Here is a 21,696-nt window from a genome sequence, read left to right on the forward strand (position 1 = left end):
AATGATCGAAATTAAGAATGTGTCTAAAGTTTATCCAAACGGCACAAAAGGATTACAGAACATCAATTTAACGATTGAACAAGGTGAATTCGTCGTCATTGTTGGCTTATCAGGCGCTGGAAAGTCCACCTTGCTTCGCTCTATTAACCGATTAAATGAGATTACTGAAGGCGAAATCTTAATTAATGACCAATCTATTACGACAGCAAAAGGACGCACTTTACGCAAGATACGCCAACAGACGTCTATGATCTTCCAAAGCTTTAACTTAGTAAAACGTTCATCTGTGTTGCGAAATGTCTTGTCTGGTCGGGTTGGTTACCATGGTACGCTACGAACGACTCTTAATCTATTTCCGAAGTATGACGTAGAACTAGCGCTACAAGCATTAGATCGAGTAAATATTGTTGAAAAAGCCTATGCAAAAGCAAGCGATCTTTCTGGTGGACAGCAGCAACGTGTGGCCATTGCACGCGCTCTTGCTCAGCAGCCAAGCGTTATATTAGCCGATGAACCTACTGCTTCTCTTGATCCATTAACAACAAAGCAAGTAATGGATGATTTGAAACGCATTAATAAAGAAGATAAGATTACGACAATCGTTAATCTGCATTTTATAGATTTAGCACGTGAATATGCGACAAGAATTATTGGATTACGCGCAGGAGAAGTTGTATTTGACGGACCCGTTTCCGAAGCGACTGATGAGAAGTTCGCAGAAATTTATGGTCGACCGATTCAAGAGGATGAGCTTTTAGGGGAGGATTTACATGAGCCAGCCACTCCACCAACAACTAACTAAGCCACCTAAAACAAAGCTCTACACTACGCTCGCCTTAATTGCAGCGGTGATTTTAGCAAGCGCTTGGTACATCGATGCCAACCCACTCACGTTGATTGAGCGCGGTGATCGGGCATTTGATATTATTGGTCGTATGTTCCCTCCTGATATGAGCTTTTTTATTAGTGCAACGCCTGCGATGCTTGAAACCATTCGTATGGCCTTAATCGGGACAACATTCGGTGCTATTCTTGCGATTCCCATTCTATTCTTTTGTGCAGCAAACGTCGCAACACCAGTTTGGATTCACCAACCAGCAAGAATCGCATTGAATGCATTGCGTACGGTTCCTGATATTTTACTAGCAGCTATTTTTGCTGCCATATTAGGATTTAATACACTAGCCGGGATTGTTGCTTTAAGTATATTCTCAATCGGTGTTATAGGAAAACTTTCTTACGAAGCCGTTGAAAACATTGATAAAGGTCCACTTGAGTCGATGACTTCTGTTGGTGCAAACAAGATCCAGTGGATTGTTTTTGGTGTTGTACCTCAAGTGCTGCCACAGTTTACTTCCTTTGTACTGTATACACTAGAGATTAATGTACGTGCAGCAGCTATTTTAGGGATTGTTGGGGCTGGTGGTATTGGACGCCTTTACACAAACTCACTAGCATCCTATTCATTCGACCAAGTATTTGCATTAATTTTGTACACACTAGTTGTTGTGCTTATTATTGATTTTATTAGTTTAAAAATTCGGGAGCGCCTAATATGAGTGATTTAAGAAGTAAGGTTCAGAAACCGAAAAAGAATCGTATTAAAAACGCATTTATAATTCTCATACTTATTCTATTATATGTATGGGGATTTGCAGGCATTAACTTTTCAGGAATTTCACCGAATGCCGGGACTGTTACCTCCGCTATTCTCGATGGGTTTCTGAATCCTGAATGGAGCTACATCTATCGTCCTGGTCAAGAGGATTTAATACAGAACTTGCTTGAAACGTTCGCAATAGCTCTGGTTGGTATTACATTATCCATCGTGCTTTCATTCCCGATAGCTTTCTGGGCTGCTCGCAACTTAAGCGTAAAGCGAATTATTTCTGGTTCCGGAAAATCGTTTTTAAGTTTCTTCCGTACTTTTCCAGACATCGTCATGGCACTAATCTTTATTGCAATTGTCGGTCCAAGTCCTTACGCTGGGATGCTCGCGCTTGGCGTTAGTGCGATGGGGATGCTCGGTAAGCTCTACGCAGAAGAAATTGAAGCGATTGACCCTGGTCCGTCTGAAGCACTTGTTGCCGCTGGTGCAAATAAACTGCAAGTACTGCTGTTTGCAGTCGTTCCTCAAGTGTTACCAGGCTTTATTTCCGCCACTCTTTACCGCTTTGAAATTAATTTACGTTCCGCTGCCACTCTCGGTATCGTTGGGGCTGGTGGTATCGGAGCACCACTTATCTTTGCGATTAATGGACGTAGTTGGGACCGGGTAGCCATTATTTTAATTGGCCTTGTCGTTTTCGTCCTTGTTATTGATTTAATTTCAAGTGCGTTACGTAAAAAAGTAATCTAATGAAAAGGAGCGCTACAGGCAATATACCGTAGCGCTCCTTTTCTAGTACAATCACTTCTGTTCGATGACAAGCTTTCCAATCATCTTTCCATCTTCTAACTGTTTATGGGCTTGTTTGAGCGTCTCTGCGGTTAACGGTGATAGCAGTTTCGTCATTGTGTGCCGAAGCTTTCCTTCATCAAATTGTTCGCTCATTTTCGTTAACATATGGTGTTGTTCAATTTGATCTTCTGTCTTGAACATCGAGCGAGTAAACATAAATTCCCATGAAAATGTCACACTCTTTGCGCGAATTTTTTGCATATCTAAATGATCTTTATTCTCTACAATGGCACAAATCGTTCCTTGAGGCTTGATGCAGGCAGCCATACCGTCCCAATGTTGATTAGTATCTGCAAGACATAAAATATAATCAACACTTTCTAGCCTATTGGCTTGTAGCTCTGTGTGCAAATCCTCGTAATGATTCACAACAACGTCTGCCCCGAGTGAGTGACACCACTCCTTTGTTTCCTGTCTTGACGCAGTGGCGATAACGGTTAACCCTTGTTGCGAGGCTAACTGAATGGCAATGGAACCAACACCACCTGCGCCTCCAATAATAAGAATTGACTTTCCTCTGTCTTTTTCCGTGACCTTCATACGATCGTATAGGGATTCCCATGCTGTAATAGCGGTTAACGGCATTGCGGCAGCTTCAGCAAACGATAAACTTTTTGGTTTTTTTCCTACGAGCCGTTCGTCAACAACCTGATATTCAGCGTTTGATCCGTTTCGAGTCACATCTCCCGCATAATAGACCTCATCACCAGCTTGAAACAACGTACATTGGTCACCGACCGCTTTCACAATACCAGCTCCATCAAAACCGAGAATACGGAATGCTTCTTCCTCTGGCTTGTTCGCTTTTCGTTGCTTTGTATCGACGGGATTGACGGATACAGCTTTCACTTCAATAAGCAGGTCGTAACCTGTTGCTTTAGGGGTTTCGACTTCTTTTTCAACTAGACTATTTTGGTCTTGAATCGGTAAAGCTTTGTAAAATCCAATCGCTTTCATTTTCTTCCTCCCTCTACACCCTTTCCTTAAGAGTAATCAATTTTACACTTCCCTGTCTACTCTGTTGCAATTATAAGATAAAATTAGTACCTTTAAGAAAGACATTACTATAGAAAAGCAGGTTATAACCGATGGCAGATACAATACTTATTGAAAAAAACGTCCCCTGTTTGATGCGTGATGGGGTCACACTATATGCTACTATTTATCGCCCACAGGAGGACAAGCGCTACCCAGTGCTTCTAACACGAATCGCAGATGGGAAGGACACACATACCTTCCGTTCCACTAACGTCTTTCAGTTTGTTCAAGAAGGCTACGTTGTCATTATTCAAGATGTGCGAGGGCGTTATGCATCTGAAGGTGTATTTGCGCCATTTGTTCATGAAGAAGAAGACGGCTATGATACCATTAACTGGATAAACCAGTTACCATATACCAACAAAAAAATTGCGATGTTTGGAGATCAATACAGTGCGTATACACAGTTTGCAGCTGCTAAAACTGCTTCTACGTTTCTCTCAGCTCTGTTTCCAATCCATTTGTTTGAGTCAATGCATGCCTTCTCTTATCGAGAGGGGCTATTAAAAAATAAAGCCTTAATCGATACAACATTAGCCCTTTCAGAGAATGTAATTGAAAAGCGAGACACACGTGCAGAAGATAAAAAGGATCAACGGTTCCATCTTTACGCTTACCAAGAGCGTAAAAACCAACTTTACCGTTACAAGGCAATAGACAAACTTCCTGTCTTTAAAATGCTTGGCGTCCAATGGTTGTTTCAAACATTCCTTGAAGCAGAGAAACCTTCAGAAAACCATCCCCTAAAAAGCTGGCCTGCCTCTTACTTCGTAACAGGTTGGTTTGACGAACATGCCGCCCATACATTAGCAGCTTTTCAAACAGCACGAAAGCAAGACGAAGATAAGCACCTGCTCCTCATTGGGCCATGGAAAACTGGCACATTATCCATGCCTACTTTACCGCATCCATTTGGGTATACAACGAACAATGAGTCGCTAGCAAATGGAGGTAGTTTAACTGATTTTCATGTACGGTGGTTTGATCACTGGCTGAAAAACAAACGCAATGGCGTAAACGAAGATGCACCTGTTTTACTGTTTGTAATGGGCATTAATAAATGGCGTAAAGAGCGCTCGTGGCCGCTTGAAGAGGAAGATGTTCACTATACACCCTTTTCATTTGCAGCATCTCGACAGGACGAAGCTTATACTCTCGTCCATCAAGGGGAAGATTCATCTATTCTGAGCTTTACTCATGCACCTTTTACTGAGGCTCACGAACTAATTGGCTCTCCTACTTTACGATACCAGTTACCGAAACATACACAGCTATCAAGCTTCTATGTACGTCTCTATGTTCTAAACGAAGAAGATGAAGCGTTTCTGTTATCAGATGGACTCGTAAAACGATCGGATACTGATGACCAAAGTGTGACCGTTACTCTCTCACCTGTTGCGTATCATTTTAAAAAAGGAGAACGGATTTCCATTGGTTTTTCAGCAGTTCCTTTAGAAAGGTATCGTACCACCGTTGGTAAGGTGCAAGAAGAAGATCTTCATACATTGCTTCCACATCTTATTAAACGTGCAACACAGTTAACACTTCCGTTCGCAAAACAACCTTTACGTTAAAAAACCAGCCTCATACAAGAGGCTGGTTTTCCTTTATCGTTCTATTACAATCGATTGGATGACTTGTTCTTGACCTGCTACTGGGCTCTCACCTTGCTTATCCACAGTGGCAATCTGATCCACGATGTCCATACCGTCTATTACTTTACCGAAGGCAGCGTAGTCACCGTCGAGGTAGGTAGCATCACCGTGGACAATAAAAAACTGGGAGCCAGCCGTATCCATTCCTTGTGATCTCGCCATTGAAAGAACACCAGGCTCATGACTAAGGTCATTTTCAACGCCATTGCTTTCAAATTCACCTTTAATGCTGTATCCAGGTCCGCCTGAACCATTCCCATTTGGGTCTCCACCTTGGATCATAAAACCTTCAATGATACGGTGAAAACGTAATCCGTCATAGAAGCCATCTTCTGCAAGAGCAACAAAATTATTAACGGAGATCGGAGCAATTTCTGGGTATAGTTCCACCGTTATTTCCCCGCCATCTTCCATTTCAATTGTCGCAATGGGTGTATCGTCAGCTTCTACAGGCACTTCCGGCACCCCTTCGGTAGCTGTTTCGTTGGACGCTCCTGCAGTCTGAGCATCATCATCAACGTTCTCCCCTTCACTAGTACCACAAGCTGCAAAGACTAGTAAACTTAAAACAATCAACCATCCATATTTCAATTCTTTCACTCCTCGTTCGCTGTATCAAGACTTCCATCCTCTTCATCAACGCTCTTTTCTGCTATTCCTTCATTTTCATCTTCATGAATAATAACACGAGCAGTATCCGACTGAGCAGGAATCCCTTCTGTCACTTTACTCCGAGGAATAACTTCCACGATCAACCCAAGCGTTAAATCACCATTAAAGCGCTCGTATTCTTGATTTTCGTTCATGAGCAATACTTCAGTAGCTGGGTCATAATTAAATCGAGTACCTGATTCATAGTGACCATCTTCACCGGAAACAAAGAAAGTCTGTTCTTCTTCATTTACGTTTGAGATTTTGCCCGTAATGGACATATCTTTAGATTGAATAACAATTTTTGTAGCGACCGTTTCATCGCTACCTTCATCGTTTAGTTCTTCATATACAGTGACATCAATATCATTTTTCAAATAAGACTGGTTAACTCGTAAATAAGACGACAAATGTTTAATATATACTTCTGTTCGATTACTTAAATGAACCGATTTCTGAGGATCGCCATTCACGTCAAACGATTCAATGCTTGGTAATTCATCTACATCTTCAGTCGATATGTGAGCGTTTAAACCGGCTACCGCATGCTCGTTGCCTTCGTACTCTATATTTGTGATCGTACCATCAGTAGCAACCATATCATCGTCAGTTATAACGTTTTGTTGTTCACTACAAGCTGCTAAGATGGCGAATAATCCCGTCGCTACAGCAAAAAAAAGGGCTTGTTTCAATGAATCCACACCTCTCTTGCTCCTTTTTACCTAGTATAACCCAAAATAAATCATTACGCTTTCTTAACAAGTGCATTTCAATAATATCACACAACCCGTTTGACAAATGCCCATACTTTTAAAAAAATGTGTGCTATACTCCTCATAGAAAATGGATCGGAGAGAGGATTTGTTTATGGAGTTTTCAATTTCTTATTTATCTTTTTACGTTATTGAGATTGATCAACAAAAAGATCAGCGAACCTATAGTCATTACCAAACATTGGATGCAGCGACATTTGAAAATAGTGCCCTTTCCCAATTCTTAGAAGGAGAATTAAAGAGAATTGTAAAACGGAAAGCACAGTCCCATCCCAATCATGCACAAGCACCAACGAAACTAGGTGAATTCGTAACGGAAGGCAATCATCCTCTTAAATCGAACCCAAATTATGCGCTTTTTCAAAGAGCCCTTCATGCAACAACTAGTACTGATTTCAAAAAAGAAAGTGAATCATTTGTAGAAACGTATGTTCAAACGAGCGCCGTTCGAGGTGGCGTTTTTCTCGTTTGCCAAGCAAAACCAAAAAAATACTTTGATGACTTATTTCTTTTTATATTAAAATGTGATTTTCAAGATGATATTGCGGTTCTGAGCGACGCCAATACACTTGTTAAAAAAGTGGAAAGAGCGATTACCACGAAAAATATGAAGTCGATTCAGTATCCATACATGATTGAAGAGGGCATGCTCGAACACACTAAAGTGAAAATTCATCAGTCTTCACATGCACGATACTTTGAAGATTTCCTTCCATTCGTTACTTACGGAGACCCAATGCCAGAAGTAATCAAAACCCAAGTACAGACAATGGTTCAAGATCATGTCAATGAAACCTTTTCCTCTGAGAGTTCAGAAAGACAAGAAATGGAAGAGCGCTTAGAGTCATGGTCAGCTAGTGAGACGAGGGAATTACAAGAACAGTTAAATCACCATCAAGTCGTAGAAGCAACAGCAGCCATTACGGCTCACATACCTGATTCAAAAACAACGATTAAATTGGGTGACGTTGTCGTTAAATTTCCCCTAGACGCATATGGGGATAACGTTCACCTTGCGAAATATAATGATCGCTATGTACTTGTTGTTGATGCCGAACAGGTTACATTTGATAAAAATGCTTCTCCCATCGAGTTTTTAAAGCCTGACCACTTAGAGGCGGTTATTCAACGCATGCAAGCCGATGACGAGTAAATGGATGCGTCGTTCAGCTTTTCAAAATAATAACGACTACCGTTAATTTAACTGATTTTACTAGAAAAAGCGCTACCGGCGGCCGTTTCTGATAAGAAAGGGGTCGTAGGTTCGCGCTTTTTTTTGCAACTACTCTATACTAGATCTTCTTGTAACTACCTTGGTAATAGACGAGAGGGCTTTGATCTGTTACAGCCACGTCCTGTACCTTTCCAATAAAAAGCGTATGATCTCCTTGCAAGCTTGTATCGTGGAGATCACAAACAATGGTAGCTATTGCGCCATCAACAGTTGGCATACCAGCAAAGGTTGTTAACGCTAGGTCTTCCTTTTCTTTTTGGCGAGCAAAGTGCATAGAAATATCTTCATGACCTTCTGCTAAAATACTAATAGCAAATGAGCCAGACTGTTCGACAACAGCTTTCATTCTTGCTTTATTATCTATAGAGACTAGAATTAGTTTAGGATCTAATGAAACCGACATAAACGCATTTGCTGTCATTCCGTAAACCTCGTTATCCCATTCTGTTGTCACTACCGTTACACCTGTTGTAAATTTACTCATTGCGGTTTTGAATAAACGATCATCCATTGATTCCCCTCCTCTTTCTTTTTCGTTGTTCATATGTGTGCACTCAATTAAAATAATACCTACATTCAAAACACGTTGCAACAAGTTGAACTTGCAACAATTAGCCATTACTTTCGTATGCTAGTAACATCAGATTTGGTGACGTTCTTGACTTTGTAAACATGGAATACTACATTTAATTCAATCCCACTCCATTTTGTTCAATATTTATCGACTCTGCTTATTAAAGAAAGAAGGCGGTTTAGGTGATCACATTAAAATCAAAACGAGAACAAGAAATGATGCATAAAGCGGGACAACTGCTTGCAGCTTGTCATAAAGAAATTGCTAAACGAATACAGCCAGGTGTGACTACAGATGAGATTGACCGTTTTGTAGAAAATTATTTAAGAGAACATGGGGCAACCCCAGAACAAAAAGGATACAACGGCTATCAATATGCAACATGTGCATCTCTAAACGATGAAATATGCCATGGCTTCCCAAGAAAGACTCCTTTAAAAGAAGGAGACCTCATTACCATTGATTCAGTCTTTAACTTAAACGGAGCATTGGCTGATTCTGCTTGGACGTATGCTGTTGGACACCCTTCTCCTGAAGCGGAAGCACTAATGGCTGTTACGCATCAGGCTTTATATGAAGGAATAAAGCAAGCCAAAATTGGAAATCGTCTCGGAGATATCGGTCACGCCATTCAGTCTTTTGTTGAACCTAAAGGATACTCCGTTGTGCGAGATTTTACCGGGCACGGCATCGGTCCGACTCTTCATGAACCTCCTCAAATCCTGCACTATGGCTCTCCAGGTAAAGGGATTCGCTTAAAAGAGGGGATGGTGATTACCATCGAACCGATGGTGAACACGGGTGCTTATCACAGCAAACTGGACTCCAACGGTTGGACAGCTCGGACTGTAGACGGCTCTTTATCTGCTCAATACGAACACACCCTCGTTATTACTGCTGATGGTCCTTTTATTTTAACCGATCAAGGAGATGCAGCCTCTTACCTATAAAGAACGTATTTTGTGACTAAATCAATTAAAGCACTTTTCCTTTCTTGTTGTGAGGAGAAGTGTTTTTCTATGAAAATAAAGCGTTTTAAAAGTAATAATAGGGAAAAGAAGAAAGATAGGAGGTGGTCAGGTGTTTGTGACAAAAATGATTCGAATCATTGTTTTATCTACCATTGTTTTTATTGGATTTGTAACGGTTATGATCTGCGCTTTCTTAGGTATGTCGATTTTCTATTTATGGCTTCTGTCAGCTGCAACGATTTGCATCGTCATTTATGTTACATTAATGTTCTACCAATGGCATCGACCAGGCTTTCGGCGCATGTTTTTTCTCAGTATGATCATTGTTGGACTGGTTAGTATCTATACATACGAGCAACGAAACAATGCTTTAAAAACAATCGCAGAGCCTTACGTGCCATTAGAGCAATGGGAACCATTCCATCCTAATCGACCAATTGAAATCGAGCGAGCAGAAACCAACCTATCTTCTGATTCAATCCGAATTACCGGACAAGCCTTCTTATATCCACTTTATAGTTCATTTGTCGAAGCAACCTTTTCAAGTGTCGATCCTTCTTATGCCCGACAAGTACTAGATACGGCATCTCGTCCATTAGACTCTTTAGGTAATGACACGATTGCGTTCGTTCCAGAATATCTTCTTCCAACTGACCATTCAGTTGAGCCAGTTCCTATTGCGAAAGATGCTTTTGTGTTTTTCACGCATCAAGAACAAGAAGTGGAAACAATTAGCCGGGACCAAGTTCAATCTATTTACACAGGTGCGCTATCCAATTGGTCACAAGTTGGTGGTGCAACCCAAGCAATTCGTCAATATCAACGAAAAGAAGAAGATAGTCAGGAGGCGTTTGAGTGGTTTATGGAAGAATCGAGCCAAACAGATCCAACGACTCCCTACGAAAATGTCCAAAATGCCATTGGCTTTACGTTCTATAGTAACTATCAATTCGTCGAAGACACGAATCAGACCAAACTGTTAGCTATTGATCACGTGGCACCATCTCAACAGACACTTGAGTCACATGAATATCCGATTCCTATAACCGTCTACGCTGTAACATCTACAACACCAAATGATGAGGTAACGTCATTTATTGAGTGGATCCAATCAGAAGAAGCGCAAACGGTCATCGAATCAGTCGGTTTTTCGCCTATTCAGGAAGGTGAACATGCATACTAAAAAAAGACTCGTGGTAGATCACGAGTCTTTTATCTATGCCTTGCTCTTCTCAACTTTGCCTTCAATTGCAGCAAGTTCTACACAATCACAAAAAACATTCATGGCTTTTTGTAATTCATCTAAAGTCGGGAAAGATGGTGCAATACGAATATTACGATCAAGTGGATCCTTTCCATACGGATAGGTTGCGCCTGCTCCAGTTAGAGTTAACCCAACTTCTTTGCATAACGCTACCACTCGTGCTGCACATCCATTTTCTGTGTTGACACTAATAAAATACCCACCATTCGGTTCCGTCCATGTGGCAATGTTTTTGTCCCCTAATTTATGCTGTAGCGTATCAATCACTAAATCAAATTTCGGTTTGATAATCGCTGCATGTTTCTTCATTTGCTCTTCAACACCACCAATTTTTTCAAAGAAACGAATATGCCTTAATTGGTTAATTTTATCAGCACCAATGGTTTGAAAACTAAGCTGTTTTTTTGTAAACGCGATATTATCAGGAGAAGAAACAAACGCGGAAATGCCTGCTCCTGGGAACGTTACTTTCGATGTTGACGCAAAGACGTATGGGCGATTTGGATAGCCTGCTTTTTTTGCTTCTGCAAGGATAGATACTAGTGTATCGGGTGTATCAGTTAAATGGTGAATTACATAGGCATTGTCCCAGAAAATGCGAAAATCAGTCGCTTTTGTCTTCATGGATGCAAGTCTTTTTACTACTGCTTCCGAATACGTAACACCTTCTGGATTACTATATTTTGGAACACACCAAATCCCTTTAATCGTTTCATCTTCTCGAACGAGGGCTTCTACTTGATCCATGTTAGGACCTTCACTTGTCATGTCGACTGGAATCATTTCAATCCCAAGAAACTCACAAATAGAAAAGTGACGGTCATAGCCAGGAGACGGACACAGGAATTTAACCGATGGATAAGAAGACCACGGTTTAGCTTCTTCCTCTACACCCTTTAACAATCCACGGGCAACCGTGTCGTGCATGGTCGACAGGCTTGAATTCCCCCCAACGATTACTTGACTAGGCTCTACCTCAAGAATGGAAGCAAACCAAGATTTCGCTTCAGGGATACCGTCTAACTGGCCATAATTTCGCGTATCTAAACCATCGCTAGTAATAAGCTCCTCTGCAGTTAATAAAGCAATCATCTCTTCTGAAAGATTAAGTTGATCGGGACTTGGCTTTCCTCGAGACATATCTAACGTCATATTTTCACGCTTGTAACGTTCCAATTGCGCTTTTAGCTGCTCATATCGTTGATAAAGCTGTTCTTCAGTTAATTCATTCACATTGGACACTGTTGATCTCTCCCTTAGAAGATTAAGAAGATCCGTACTTCCTTCTCATTCATTTCACCTTTCTAGTTTAAGCTAGATGATAGGGTGTGAGCAAGTAATCACTTATGACCTACAGTCATGAATTGCAAAAATTCATGTGCTTCTCTTTCTTTTCTGACTACACGCATCTTCCTTGCATTCTGTCTGAAAGATATGCTAAAAAATGAAGGTATTTTTTATTGTTATTGGCAACATAACTAAAAAGAAAATTTGTTCTTTTTTCGGAGGGATATTGATATGATTCGTAAGGCAGTTAAGCAAGATTTAGTTAAAATAGAGGAAATGGCTATTCGAGCAACCAAGAAGATGAATGCTGAAGGAAGTGACCAGTGGGACAAGCACTACCCTACTATTCAACATTTTACAAAGGATCTCGATTTAGGTTCATTATTTGTGTACGAACAAGACGGAGTAGTCGTCGGTTCTATTACAATCGACCAATCATTTGCACCTGAATATACAAGTACCTCTTTACAATGGTCTGAACAACAGCGGCACGCAGGAACGTTTCATCGCCTTTTAGTAGACCCTAGTGCGAGAAAAGCCGGTATTGCCGCGGCACTTATCGATTTTGCAGAAAAACATTCTCACAAAAAAGGCTTAACAGCCATGCAAGTGGACACGTACTCGTTAAACGAAAAAGCCCAACAGCTTTTTGAGAAATATGGCTACGAAAAAGTTGGCACGCTTCAGTTTCCTGGGAAAGAAGCCATCTTTTTTGGCTTTGAAAAACAGCTCACATAAAAAAGAGGGGTCTCCCCCTCTTTTAATGTTGATTATCCACACGGCTCATATCCAATTCGTAATCGCCATCTTCTTTTTTCACTTCAGTTGGCTTTGATCCAAAAATACTATTGCGATTAATATTTAGTTTCTCTGCGGCGCGATCAGCGTATGGATCCACTAATTGACTATCTTCGTTTAAAACAAATTCTAACGCATTGATTTGCGTACGTAAACGCTGCATCGTGCGATCAAGATAAATATAAACTTGCTGCTCATGCTGGTCCATTTGTTTAAATGACTCTTCATTCACTTTCATTTCTTTAACCTTATTGATACACTTACCTAATTCTTCACGAAGTATGTTACGTTGTTCTTTAACAATCGATACGTCTCTCATTACATGTCATCCTTTCAATTCTAAAGAAGATTTATACTAATCTATTTACCTCTTTTCTAGTATAAAGGTTTCAGTTGAAAATATCAGCAAATTCCAATGAATTCACAAAATTAATCAGAACACCCCTTTGATTGACAGTCCAAGGGAACATCTTTTATAATTAATTCAAATTCGAGATAAATGATTTCGAGGTGTTTACAATGAAAGAAACAGATCAAGACTCATTAAAACTATTTACTGTATTATCAAGAACTATGCAAACCGTTAAGTCCCACGTTGAGACAGATATACGCAAACACGGGTTTAACCCTACAGAATTTGCAGTCCTTGAATTGCTTTATTCAAAAGGTGATCAAACTGTGCAAAAAATTGGTCAAAAAGTGCTTATCGCTAGTAGCAGCATCACCTATGTAGTTGATAAACTCGAAAAAAAAGCAATGATTGTTCGAAAACCTAGTCCAACTGACCGCCGCGTCACTTATGTGTCTATTACACAAAAAGGGATAAATTGGATGGATGCTGTCTTTCCTCAACACGCTCAAGCACTTAGTTCCATTTTCTCCCCACTAAATGAACAAGAAAAAAAAGCAATGATTACGTATTTAAAACGAGTCGGTTTGCAAGAAAACCGCATTTCAGACTAGTCCCTAACCGTTCGTATGCTCATGTTTTCAAATAAGCATCCAAGGGAATTGTGTTATTACCTAGAATAATGCTACAGGGTGTAAGACAAGAGATCACCCGAGTAGAACTTGGCGTTCTTATCTCGTAGTGTCTATTAAAATAATACGAAAGGAGTCACTCATCTTCATGAAAAAATGGACTCGTTTATTTCATAAAGAATCTCAACCTGTCAAAAAAGAGAATCCTGTTCCTCCCGCTGTTCAAAAATTTGGAACGGATAAAGATGATGATGAATTTTACCAAGCGATTGAGAATAGACGATCTATTTACGTTTTAAGTAAGGATACGGTTCAGGGAGATTTTGACATCCTCAACCTAATTGAGCTCTCCATCCGATCCATGCCAACGAATGAACATGCTCTTTCTGCACGAATGGTACTTTTGCTCCATGATGAGCATGATGCGTTCTGGCAGTTAACTCAGGAAAGAATGAAAAGCATTATGGACTATGCTGATTTCACCGACACTCAAGCGAAATTAGAAATGTTTGAACATGCTTACGGCACTATTTTGTTTTTTGATGATCAGGAGACATTTTCTACTACCTATACAAAGTCCATTGCCGGACAATACAATGGAATGCTTCAATATTTAATTTGGGTTACCCTTGAAACAAAAGGCTTTGGTGCTTCTTTACAGCACTATAATCCCATGATTAATGAAGCAATCAAAAAACGATGGGATCTACCGAATAATTGGAATCTTGTTGCGCAAATGCCTTTTGGTAGACCTCATGAGTACCCAAACCCAAAAGAAATAAACCCACTTAAAGATCGGGTGATAATGAAAGATTCGTAAGTAAGCGAGTCTTTTTCTTTACAACAAAAATTAAGGTTTGACAAGTTGTCTTGCGCATTGTAAAGTGAAATTTGCAAGAAATTATATGCCCTCGTTAGGTGAGGCTCCTGTGCTGGAGATACGCTGCTACCCAAAAATGTCCAAAGACGCCAATGGGTCAACAGAAACCATCGACATAAGGTGGTTTTTAACGTAGCTGGATATGTGTTCCTATGCCGCACAGTGCTAAAGCTCTACGAATGGAGGAGAGTTTATTGATACGATATGTTTCTTTAGTATGCGTTCAAACCGCCTCCCATTTGCTGAGGCGGTTTTTTATTTTTCTAAAAGGTGGTGGTGTGGGATGGATAGTTTACCCAAACCGAGGATAGGCTTTAACAGTATAAGAAGGGGGCCATTCCACACGTATTGTTTGGTTCTCTTCTAGGAAGTAGGAGGAGAGCATGATGGATAAATTAAAGACTGACCGGAAACGGAATGAATATAAAAACGAAATTGTAAAGCATCTAGTTTCAAGAAATCTTAAGGCTTTCAGAGAAACCTTTTTAGAGCTCCACCCAACGGACCAAGTTGAATTGTTTCACGAAATTGAGCGTCCTCTTCAAAAACAAGTGTTGTTATTTCTTAGTCCAGCTGAATTCGCCGACCTATTTGAAGGGTTAGATTTAGAAGATCAGCTTATTGTTTTTGAAGGATTAAGCTATCAATATGCCGTTTCCATGTTCAATACGATGTCAGCCGATGATGTTGCTGACTTTTTAGCGGAAATTAATACGGAGCGCGCTGATGATATTTTAAGCTCAATGGATTTAGAAGAAGCGAAGCGCGTAGAGGAATTAATGGCTTACGCACCGAAAACTGCCGGTGCGATTATGACAAAAGAATTTGTACGCTTATCGGTAGAATCTTCTGCTAAAGAGGTTATTGCTGAACTACGAGAAAGCGCACCCGATGCAGAAACAATTTACTACTTGTATGTCGTTGATCAACAGCAGAAACTTGCTGGTGTCGTTTCGCTTCGTGACCTCATTATTGCGACACCAGAAATGACGGTGGAGGACATTATGAGCACACAAGTGGTATCCGTAAGTGAGAACGAAGATCAAGAAGACGTTGCTCGATTAATTAAGGAATATGACTTTCTTGCGGTACCTGTTGTAACGCCTGAAAAGCGACTTGTCGGTATCATTACCGTCGATGACGTCATTGATGTACTAGAAGAAGAAACAACAGAGGATTTCGATGAATTTGCCGCAACACGAGGGGCGACGGATTTATCTTTAACTGCGGTAACCGCTGCAAGAAAGCGTGCACCTTGGCTTATTTTGCTCATGTTTTTTGGTTTGATTACAGCAAATATTATTGGTCAATTTGAATCGACTTTGGAACAAGTGGTACTGCTTGCTGCATTTATGCCGCTCATTATGGGTACAGCAGGAAATACAGGAACGCAGTCTCTAGCAGTTGCGGTACGTGGTATTGCAACAGGCTCATTTGACCGAGGCGGTGTATGGAAAACAGTAAAAAGAGAACTTGGAACAGGGATTATACTCGGTCTTGTTTGTATGGTTGTGTTGATGGGCATTATTTATGTGTTTTACAACGGTGATTTTATTTTAGCATTTACTGTTGGGTTCTCTCTTTTCGCAGCTTTAAGTGTGGCAGCAGTGATCGGAGCAACTGTTCCTGTCGCCATTAACAAATTAAAGATTGATCCAGCCGTGGCCTCAGGTCCTTTTATTACAACGCTAAACGATATTATTAGTTTAATGATTTATTTTACAATCGCAACGACACTTCTTGACCAGCTATTATAAAAAAAGGAAGCTTATCGACATGAACATCGATAAGCTCTTTTCCTTGTTCGTGTCTTCCTTGCGAAACCAGCGTTTTCTATGGTTAAATTCAAGTAAACAGGGTATAGAAAATAAGAAAATGAATAAGAAAGGAGCACGTCTTTGTCTAGAGAACAACGTAAACATGACCATATTCATCAAGCCATTCAGCAGCACCAAACGCGCTCCCCTTTTGAGGACATTCAATTTATCCATCAAACGCTCGCTACCTCGTCCTTTCATCACTGCCAGCTTGAAACCACTTTTCTTCATAAACCCATATCGTTGCCATTGCTCATAAACGCAATGACAGGTGGTGGAGGCAAGCAAACAGCACGTATTAATCAGCAGCTTGCAGAAGTGGCGCAACACTTTTCCATTCCAATGGCCGTTGGATCGCAAATGGCAGCGATCAAAGATCAAGAGCAAGTACATACGTATCGAATTATTCGCGATGCAGCACCAGACATCGTTTGCTTAGCTAATTTAGGGGCAGAAGCAACACCGTCTGACGCCTTGCGTGCCATTGATATGATTGAAGCGGATGGTCTTCAAATTCATTTTAATCATATCCAAGAGCTAGCTATGCCTGAAGGTGATCGGGATTTTTCTAAGCGTCTACGCAATTTGGAAGCGATTGTGGCGAAAAGTCCTGTACCGATTATTGCGAAAGAAGTCGGTTTTGGCATGACGAAAGAAGCAGTTAAACGTCTCTATGAAGCTGGTGTCTATGCTGTTGATGTGAGCGGCACAGGCGGAACGAATTTTTCACAAATTGAAAATGCGCGTCGGCAACTTTCATTAGACTTTTTTAATTCGTGGGGCGTTCCTACACCAATTGCATTAGTTGAAGCCCACTCATTAGCACTTCCACTCACATTGATTGCTTCTGGGGGTATAACATCGAGTATAGATACAGCCAAAGCGCTCTCGTTAGGCGCTTCCTTAGTAGGTATGTCCGGTTTTTTCATTAAGACATTGCAGAATGATGGCATCGATGCCGTTATCGCTTCTATTGAGCGCATGCAGGAAGAGCTATGCTATATGATGACTGCCTTAAATGTCCACACTGTAGAGGAACTTAAAAACGTCCCCCTTATTCTAAAAGGAGAGACGCATCATTGGTTGAATGAAAGAGGCATTGAAACGAAAGCCTATGCTTCGCGTTACTAAGAGCGAGATGATGGTGACGTGATTTCATTCATCACGTACATAATCGTAATCATCTCTTTATTAAAAAAGGAAATGGCGTGCTTCGCATGAAGAGTGCCTTCCTTTTCTACTAAATGAAAAACTTCTCGGAGCGGTGTTCTCCAAGTCCACTTCCAAAAAGATAGATAGACACCTGTTAGCGGGTCCGTTTTATCTCCCACTAAGTAAAGGCCATCCCCTCCATCATTCATTGGTAATAATAAACCTGTTAAAACGCCGAATGGCAAGGGTAACTGAATAAAGTTGTATCGTTTGCTTCCAAGCCAGTTTGAATAGTAGGCCGTAAAAATCGGTTCTTTTGTTTGTGCATGCTTGCGAACCCAGACCGTTGTATGCTCTTGCCCATTTGATACTAGCGCATACGTATTTCCCTCCATTGGTACCTTGCCAGCTGGAAGATGAAGTTGTTTTAATCGCTTTGTTACAAACAATAGGAAGGGCAGAAACCATCGAAATGGCTGATGCCATTTGATAGTCGCTTCTAGCGCATAGCGACTAGTCTGTTCGTGAAAGCGTAAAACGTTTGGATGTACGTTTTTAATGTGAAACTGCTCGTGCTCATATTCACGCCACTCTTTTATAAGTGCGTTTGTCGGCGTAAGCTCTAAGTGAGCAAACAGTTGATCTTGAATGTACTTCCTCCCTCTTATAGGCTGAAGTGGCATTTCAGGTCTATGTTTCGCGCTTGGTTTAACGACAATCCAGACAATGAGCACGAGCAAAGCATAACCAAATGCATTAGCCATTCCGTGATAACGAACCATGTCAGGAATCGTTAATCGCTGAGGTGCCCATGCAAGCCCTGCGCTATACAAATAAGACAGCACCATTGTCATAAATAAGACGGCATGCGCTAGAAGCAAAAACCATCGTAACCAACCCCTTAGTAAAAAGCTATAGCGAATAGCTATAAGAGCAAGCCAAAACACAAAAAAAATGTAGATTAACACAAGAATCGGCTCTAGGGGCGGACCCAATTCAATTCCAAGTGCCACAAGAAAAGGACCGATAAGTATACCTGCTGCTAAATAAGCAAATCCGTTTAATGGAACCGTTTGATGCTTTAACCAACGTCCCAGCATGCCGCTAGCAATAGGCAGCACAAAGGCAGAGTAATGAAAATGAATGGCCGTTAAATCAATAATCGTTTGGCTGTAGGAAAGAAAAGTAGTTGCTTGTACAGCTGATAAAACAAACCAACCACCACCGATAGCAAGATAGATACACCCAACGTTTATGAGCACTTCTTCTGCATTTCGAAATCCTTGTAAACTTAAGCGAAAAAAACCAAAGCAGGCAATAACCACCGTTGCCCCTAACCAAATGATTGAAAACAAGGTCGCCACCCATAGAGTTTCAACCGTTAACGATGCTAAACCAGCTACAGAAAAAAGCAACAGCCACTTTTGAAGCCATGTGATAAGTGTTATGTACGGTGTATCTTTATTAGTCTCAATCAATAGCACTGTCGTTAACGGAACAATGACTATAACAGCAAATCCCAGTCCGAGATCAATACCAGTCGGCTTAAAGAAAAGCGCCCACAGTAGAAAAAAGGCGCTATATACTAAGTAAACGTGCATCATTCCCACTCCGTTATAATGTAGTCAATAAGATGAACATCTTCATTCTTACGAAATTTACTAGCCGACACACCGACCGTCTTTTTAAAGAGTTTCGTAAAATAATTCGCATCATCAATACCGACTTGATGAGCAACCTCCGCCACAGTTAAATCGGTTTTAGAAAGTAAATAGGCGGCTTTCTTAATACGTAGAATCGAAACATAGTGCATGGGTGTAATGTTCAATTCACGTTTAAATTGTTTAATAAAATAGTATTTAGACAGACCCACGTGATGAGCAACCGTTGCCAAATCAAACTGGTCACTCATATGGTCTTTCATATAGGTAATCGCCTGTGTAATCGGTTCTTTTAGCTTTTTCTTCGGCGGAACCGCAAGAAAGTGAAACAGCGTCATCAGAAATTCATATGCTCGCTGCGAGCCAATATAGGAGTTTGTAATCTCTCCCGATGCTGTTTCCGATAATAAGCGTAAAAGCAAACGGATTGGTTCTGCCTCTTTTTCAATAACAAGAATTGGTCCATACTTCTCTACAATATGATCGTGCATGGATAAAGCTTCTTTTCCTTCTAATGTAATATAAATAAATTCCCAATCGGTCGTAGCCTCTTTTGGATAGAAATAATGGTGATCACTTGGAATGGAGACAAAAAAAGCCTGCCCCTTTCCTAACGTAAATGTCTGATCTTCATAGGCTAAGGCGCCATGTCCGGATAGCGTGTATTGAAACACAATTTTTTCTCTATCAATTCGAGTCTGCCCGTTCCATGAATAAGTAGGGCTACGGACAACTTCCCAGCCAATGTTCCAAAGATTCACTTGAAATGGATACGGATGTTCTTGGAAGCGAAATCCATATGAACCTTTAAGCCCTTGTTCTCTCATGATTCTCTCCCCCTTGCCCCCTCAGTATAACGTAGAATGCTTGTTGCGACTAGGCTCTGTTGAAAGCGCAATAATTTCCATAAAGTAAACAGCAATTTTCTACTACTTTTAGTGAAACTATTACTATACTGTGAGTATCAACAGTAGGGGGTTACGTTATGAAGAAACTAACATTTATTGGTGCAGGTAGTACCATCTTCGCAAAAAATGTTCTTGGAGACTGTATGCATGTTGAATCTTTACAAGGGTTTGAATTTGCGTTATTTGATATTAACCCAGATCGCTTGCAAGAATCCTATTCTCTTCTCACTCAATTAAAAGATAATCTAAAGTCTACCGTAACCATTAAAAAATACGACAACCGCAAAGAAGCCTTACGCGGTGCAAGTTATATTATTAACGCTATTCAAGTCGGTGGTTATAAGCCTAGTACCGTTATCGACTTTGACATCCCTAAGAAATACGGGCTTCGGCAAACCATTGGTGACACAATTGGAATCGGTGGTTTATTCCGTTCTTTAAGAACGATTCCGGTCATGCTTGATATTGCAAAAGATATTGAGGAAGTCGCACCTGACGCTTGGTTTCTTAATTATACCAACCCTATGGCTGCGCTTACTGGAACGTTGTCACGCTTTACAAATGTTAAAAATGTTGGGCTATGCCACAGCGTTCAAGTGTGTACACGCGACTTATTTAAGCATTTAGACATGGACCATTCCGGAATTCAGGAAAAAATCGCCGGTATTAATCACGTTGCTTGGTTACTTGAAGTAACAAGAGACGGCGTCGATCTTTATCCGGAAATTAAAAGACGGGCAAAAGAAAAAAGTAAGGAAAAACATCACGATATGGTTCGCTTTGAACTGATGCAACGTTTTGGCTATTACTTAACGGAATCATCAGAACACAATGCCGAATACCACCCATACTTTATAAAATCAGCTTATCCAGAGCTCATTGATCGCTTTAACATTCCGCTAGACGAGTACCCAAGACGTTGTGTGAACCAAATCGAAGGCTGGGAGAAGATGAAGCAGTCGTTGATGAATGACGGGGATATTACACATAATCGTTCTATTGAATATGGCTCACGAATTATTGAGGCAATGGAAACAGGTGAAGCATTCCTATTTGGTGGCAATGTTCTAAATAAAGGCGGCCTCATTTCAAACTTGCCGACAAACGCTTGTGTAGAAGTTCAATGCATAGCCGATCGCTCAGGGGTAACACCGACTTTTGTTGGTGATTTACCAGAGCAACTTGCGGCCATTAACCGCACGAACATTAATACACAGTTACTTACTATTGAAGCAGCGATCACCAAAAAGAAAGACCACATTTATCATGCGGCAATGCTCGACCCGCACACATCAGCAGAATTATCAATTGATGATATCGTAGCGCTTTGTGATGATTTAATTGAAGCACATGGAGAATATCTCCCAGATTATTCATAATGTCTATAAAAAAAGCTTTCACGCCATTTCTATTGATTTGGTGTGGAAGCTTCTTATTTATAAACGCGTACTAATCCGGCTCAGTCCCTCTCATCTATTTTGTATCAGCCTACTCTACCAAAACATCCATACTACCTATGATAGAATAGAAAAACCTAAGCAATAAGTTCGTTTTCCGTTAACAGATTAAATAAGAAAGGATGAGACTACAG

Annotated in this window: 21 protein-coding genes and 1 riboswitch; of the genes, 13 read left to right on the forward strand and 8 right to left on the reverse strand. The window is 40.7% G+C overall.

Going from position 1 to position 21,696, the window contains the following annotated elements; genetic code table 11:
• The first annotated feature begins 1 nt into the window (after position 1).
• The 3 genes from phnC to phnE (PQ477_RS04090) are packed head-to-tail and all read left to right on the forward strand — an operon-like array spanning position 2 to position 2,359.
• Positions 2-802, forward strand: a complete 801-nt coding sequence (phnC, locus tag PQ477_RS04080; RefSeq protein ID WP_038483200.1) for a phosphonate ABC transporter ATP-binding protein — start codon at positions 2-4, stop codon at positions 800-802.
• The gene (gene phnE, locus PQ477_RS04085) at positions 771-1,559 is read left to right on the forward strand and encodes a phosphonate ABC transporter, permease protein PhnE (RefSeq protein ID WP_035394744.1); all 789 of its coding nucleotides are present in this window, start codon (positions 771-773) and stop codon (positions 1,557-1,559) included. Before phnC ends, phnE (PQ477_RS04085) begins: the two co-directional genes overlap by 32 nt.
• Positions 1,556-2,359 (forward strand): phosphonate ABC transporter, permease protein PhnE, encoded by an 804-nt coding sequence (gene phnE, locus PQ477_RS04090; protein ID WP_035394745.1) that lies wholly within the window; start codon positions 1,556-1,558, stop codon positions 2,357-2,359. The genes phnE (PQ477_RS04085) and phnE (PQ477_RS04090) overlap by 4 nt, the downstream gene beginning before the upstream one ends.
• Before the next feature lie 51 nt (positions 2,360-2,410).
• On the opposite strand, the gene PQ477_RS04095 is transcribed toward phnE (PQ477_RS04090), so the two are convergent.
• Complete coding sequence (locus PQ477_RS04095; protein ID WP_035394746.1) at positions 2,411-3,418, reverse strand: zinc-binding alcohol dehydrogenase family protein; 1,008 nt, start codon at positions 3,416-3,418, stop codon at positions 2,411-2,413.
• A 131-nt stretch (positions 3,419-3,549) separates the two neighbouring features.
• Here PQ477_RS04095 and PQ477_RS04100 point away from each other — a divergent pair, with 131 nt between their 5' ends.
• Complete coding sequence (locus tag PQ477_RS04100) at positions 3,550-5,073, forward strand: CocE/NonD family hydrolase (protein ID WP_274272990.1); 1,524 nt, start codon at positions 3,550-3,552, stop codon at positions 5,071-5,073.
• A 33-nt stretch (positions 5,074-5,106) separates the two neighbouring features.
• Here PQ477_RS04100 and PQ477_RS04105 read toward each other — a convergent pair whose 3' ends face one another.
• Both PQ477_RS04105 and PQ477_RS04110 read right to left on the reverse strand, forming a co-directional pair.
• The gene (locus tag PQ477_RS04105; RefSeq protein WP_274272991.1) at positions 5,107-5,745 is read right to left on the reverse strand and encodes a peptidylprolyl isomerase; all 639 of its coding nucleotides are present in this window, start codon (positions 5,743-5,745) and stop codon (positions 5,107-5,109) included.
• 5 nt (positions 5,746-5,750) lie between these two features.
• On the reverse strand, positions 5,751-6,506 hold the full coding sequence (locus PQ477_RS04110; RefSeq protein WP_035394749.1) for a hypothetical protein: 756 nt from the start codon (positions 6,504-6,506) through the stop codon (positions 5,751-5,753).
• Between the two features lie 166 nt (positions 6,507-6,672).
• On the opposite strand from PQ477_RS04110, the gene PQ477_RS04115 reads away from it, so the two are divergent.
• Positions 6,673-7,731 (forward strand): DUF3900 domain-containing protein, encoded by a 1,059-nt coding sequence (locus tag PQ477_RS04115; protein WP_274272992.1) that lies wholly within the window; start codon positions 6,673-6,675, stop codon positions 7,729-7,731.
• 139 nt (positions 7,732-7,870) lie between these two features.
• On the opposite strand, the gene PQ477_RS04120 is transcribed toward PQ477_RS04115, so the two are convergent.
• The gene (locus tag PQ477_RS04120) at positions 7,871-8,323 is read right to left on the reverse strand and encodes a flavin reductase family protein (RefSeq protein WP_274272993.1); all 453 of its coding nucleotides are present in this window, start codon (positions 8,321-8,323) and stop codon (positions 7,871-7,873) included.
• A gap of 245 nt (positions 8,324-8,568) precedes the next feature.
• On the opposite strand from PQ477_RS04120, the gene map reads away from it, so the two are divergent.
• Entirely contained in the window at positions 8,569-9,336 is a 768-nt protein-coding gene (gene map, locus PQ477_RS04125; protein ID WP_144559748.1) for a type I methionyl aminopeptidase, read from the forward strand.
• Positions 9,337-9,466: 130 nt separating this feature from the next.
• On the forward strand, positions 9,467-10,540 hold the full coding sequence (locus PQ477_RS04130) for a substrate-binding domain-containing protein (protein WP_035394753.1): 1,074 nt from the start codon (positions 9,467-9,469) through the stop codon (positions 10,538-10,540).
• 33 nt (positions 10,541-10,573) lie between these two features.
• On the opposite strand, the gene PQ477_RS04135 is transcribed toward PQ477_RS04130, so the two are convergent.
• Positions 10,574-11,863, reverse strand: a complete 1,290-nt coding sequence (locus PQ477_RS04135; RefSeq protein WP_274272994.1) for an aspartate aminotransferase type Ic — start codon at positions 11,861-11,863, stop codon at positions 10,574-10,576.
• 276 nt (positions 11,864-12,139) lie between these two features.
• On the opposite strand from PQ477_RS04135, the gene PQ477_RS04140 reads away from it, so the two are divergent.
• Positions 12,140-12,646, forward strand: coding sequence for a GNAT family N-acetyltransferase (locus PQ477_RS04140; protein WP_052007883.1), 507 nt, complete (start codon positions 12,140-12,142; stop codon positions 12,644-12,646).
• Between the two features lie 22 nt (positions 12,647-12,668).
• Here PQ477_RS04140 and PQ477_RS04145 read toward each other — a convergent pair whose 3' ends face one another.
• The gene (locus PQ477_RS04145) at positions 12,669-13,025 is read right to left on the reverse strand and encodes a hypothetical protein (RefSeq protein WP_035394755.1); all 357 of its coding nucleotides are present in this window, start codon (positions 13,023-13,025) and stop codon (positions 12,669-12,671) included.
• 200 nt (positions 13,026-13,225) lie between these two features.
• On the opposite strand from PQ477_RS04145, the gene PQ477_RS04150 reads away from it, so the two are divergent.
• From PQ477_RS04150 to fni, 4 genes are all read left to right on the forward strand, one after another.
• Positions 13,226-13,669 carry a MarR family winged helix-turn-helix transcriptional regulator gene (locus PQ477_RS04150; RefSeq protein ID WP_274272995.1) on the forward strand — a complete coding sequence of 148 codons (444 nt, stop codon included), beginning with the start codon at positions 13,226-13,228 and terminating at the stop codon, positions 13,667-13,669.
• Positions 13,670-13,835: 166 nt separating this feature from the next.
• Positions 13,836-14,507: a nitroreductase family protein gene (locus PQ477_RS04155; RefSeq protein WP_274272996.1), complete on the forward strand. Its 672-nt coding sequence runs from the start codon at positions 13,836-13,838 to the stop codon at positions 14,505-14,507.
• Positions 14,508-14,590: 83 nt separating this feature from the next.
• A riboswitch (M-box (ykoK) riboswitch) is annotated at positions 14,591-14,758 on the forward strand.
• 195 nt (positions 14,759-14,953) lie between these two features.
• A complete protein-coding gene (gene mgtE, locus PQ477_RS04160; protein WP_035394756.1) occupies positions 14,954-16,324 on the forward strand; it encodes a magnesium transporter in 1,371 nt (456 codons plus the stop codon).
• Positions 16,325-16,465: 141 nt separating this feature from the next.
• Positions 16,466-17,515, forward strand: coding sequence for a type 2 isopentenyl-diphosphate Delta-isomerase (gene fni, locus PQ477_RS04165; protein WP_144559758.1), 1,050 nt, complete (start codon positions 16,466-16,468; stop codon positions 17,513-17,515).
• Here fni and PQ477_RS04170 read toward each other — a convergent pair.
• Complete coding sequence (locus PQ477_RS04170; RefSeq protein WP_274272997.1) at positions 17,512-19,137, reverse strand: YndJ family protein; 1,626 nt, start codon at positions 19,135-19,137, stop codon at positions 17,512-17,514. The genes fni and PQ477_RS04170 overlap by 4 nt on opposite strands.
• Positions 19,137-20,024 (reverse strand): AraC family transcriptional regulator, encoded by an 888-nt coding sequence (locus tag PQ477_RS04175; protein WP_144559763.1) that lies wholly within the window; start codon positions 20,022-20,024, stop codon positions 19,137-19,139. Before PQ477_RS04175 ends, PQ477_RS04170 begins: the two co-directional genes overlap by 1 nt.
• 158 nt (positions 20,025-20,182) lie before the next feature.
• Between PQ477_RS04175 and PQ477_RS04180 the strand changes: the two genes are divergently transcribed.
• On the forward strand, positions 20,183-21,484 hold the full coding sequence (locus PQ477_RS04180; protein WP_144559765.1) for an alpha-glucosidase/alpha-galactosidase: 1,302 nt from the start codon (positions 20,183-20,185) through the stop codon (positions 21,482-21,484).
• Positions 21,485-21,696: the final 212 nt, after the last annotated feature.

The organism is Shouchella hunanensis (genome assembly GCF_028735875.1).
Taxonomy (GTDB): domain Bacteria; phylum Bacillota; class Bacilli; order Bacillales; family Bacillaceae_D; genus Shouchella; species Shouchella hunanensis.

Bases quoted from the DNA above. Each gene is read 5' to 3' on its own strand.
- phnC (WP_038483200.1), top strand. From the start codon at position 2: ATGATCGAAATTAAGAATGTGTCTAAAGTTTATCCAAACGGCACAAAA.
- phnE (WP_035394744.1), top strand. From the start codon at position 771: ATGAGCCAGCCACTCCACCAACAACTAACTAAGCCACCTAAAACAAAG.
- phnE (WP_035394745.1), top strand. From the start codon at position 1,556: ATGAGTGATTTAAGAAGTAAGGTTCAGAAACCGAAAAAGAATCGTATT.
- PQ477_RS04095 (WP_035394746.1), bottom strand. From the start codon at position 3,418: ATGAAAGCGATTGGATTTTACAAAGCTTTACCGATTCAAGACCAAAAT.
- PQ477_RS04100 (WP_274272990.1), top strand. From the start codon at position 3,550: ATGGCAGATACAATACTTATTGAAAAAAACGTCCCCTGTTTGATGCGT.
- PQ477_RS04115 (WP_274272992.1), top strand. From the start codon at position 6,673: ATGGAGTTTTCAATTTCTTATTTATCTTTTTACGTTATTGAGATTGAT.
- PQ477_RS04120 (WP_274272993.1), bottom strand. From the start codon at position 8,323: ATGGATGATCGTTTATTCAAAACCGCAATGAGTAAATTTACAACAGGT.
- PQ477_RS04140 (WP_052007883.1), top strand. From the start codon at position 12,140: ATGATTCGTAAGGCAGTTAAGCAAGATTTAGTTAAAATAGAGGAAATG.
- PQ477_RS04145 (WP_035394755.1), bottom strand. From the start codon at position 13,025: ATGAGAGACGTATCGATTGTTAAAGAACAACGTAACATACTTCGTGAA.
- PQ477_RS04150 (WP_274272995.1), top strand. From the start codon at position 13,226: ATGAAAGAAACAGATCAAGACTCATTAAAACTATTTACTGTATTATCA.
- PQ477_RS04155 (WP_274272996.1), top strand. From the start codon at position 13,836: ATGAAAAAATGGACTCGTTTATTTCATAAAGAATCTCAACCTGTCAAA.
- mgtE (WP_035394756.1), top strand. From the start codon at position 14,954: ATGGATAAATTAAAGACTGACCGGAAACGGAATGAATATAAAAACGAA.
- PQ477_RS04170 (WP_274272997.1), bottom strand. From the start codon at position 19,137: ATGCACGTTTACTTAGTATATAGCGCCTTTTTTCTACTGTGGGCGCTT.
- PQ477_RS04175 (WP_144559763.1), bottom strand. From the start codon at position 20,024: ATGAGAGAACAAGGGCTTAAAGGTTCATATGGATTTCGCTTCCAAGAA.
- PQ477_RS04180 (WP_144559765.1), top strand. From the start codon at position 20,183: ATGAAGAAACTAACATTTATTGGTGCAGGTAGTACCATCTTCGCAAAA.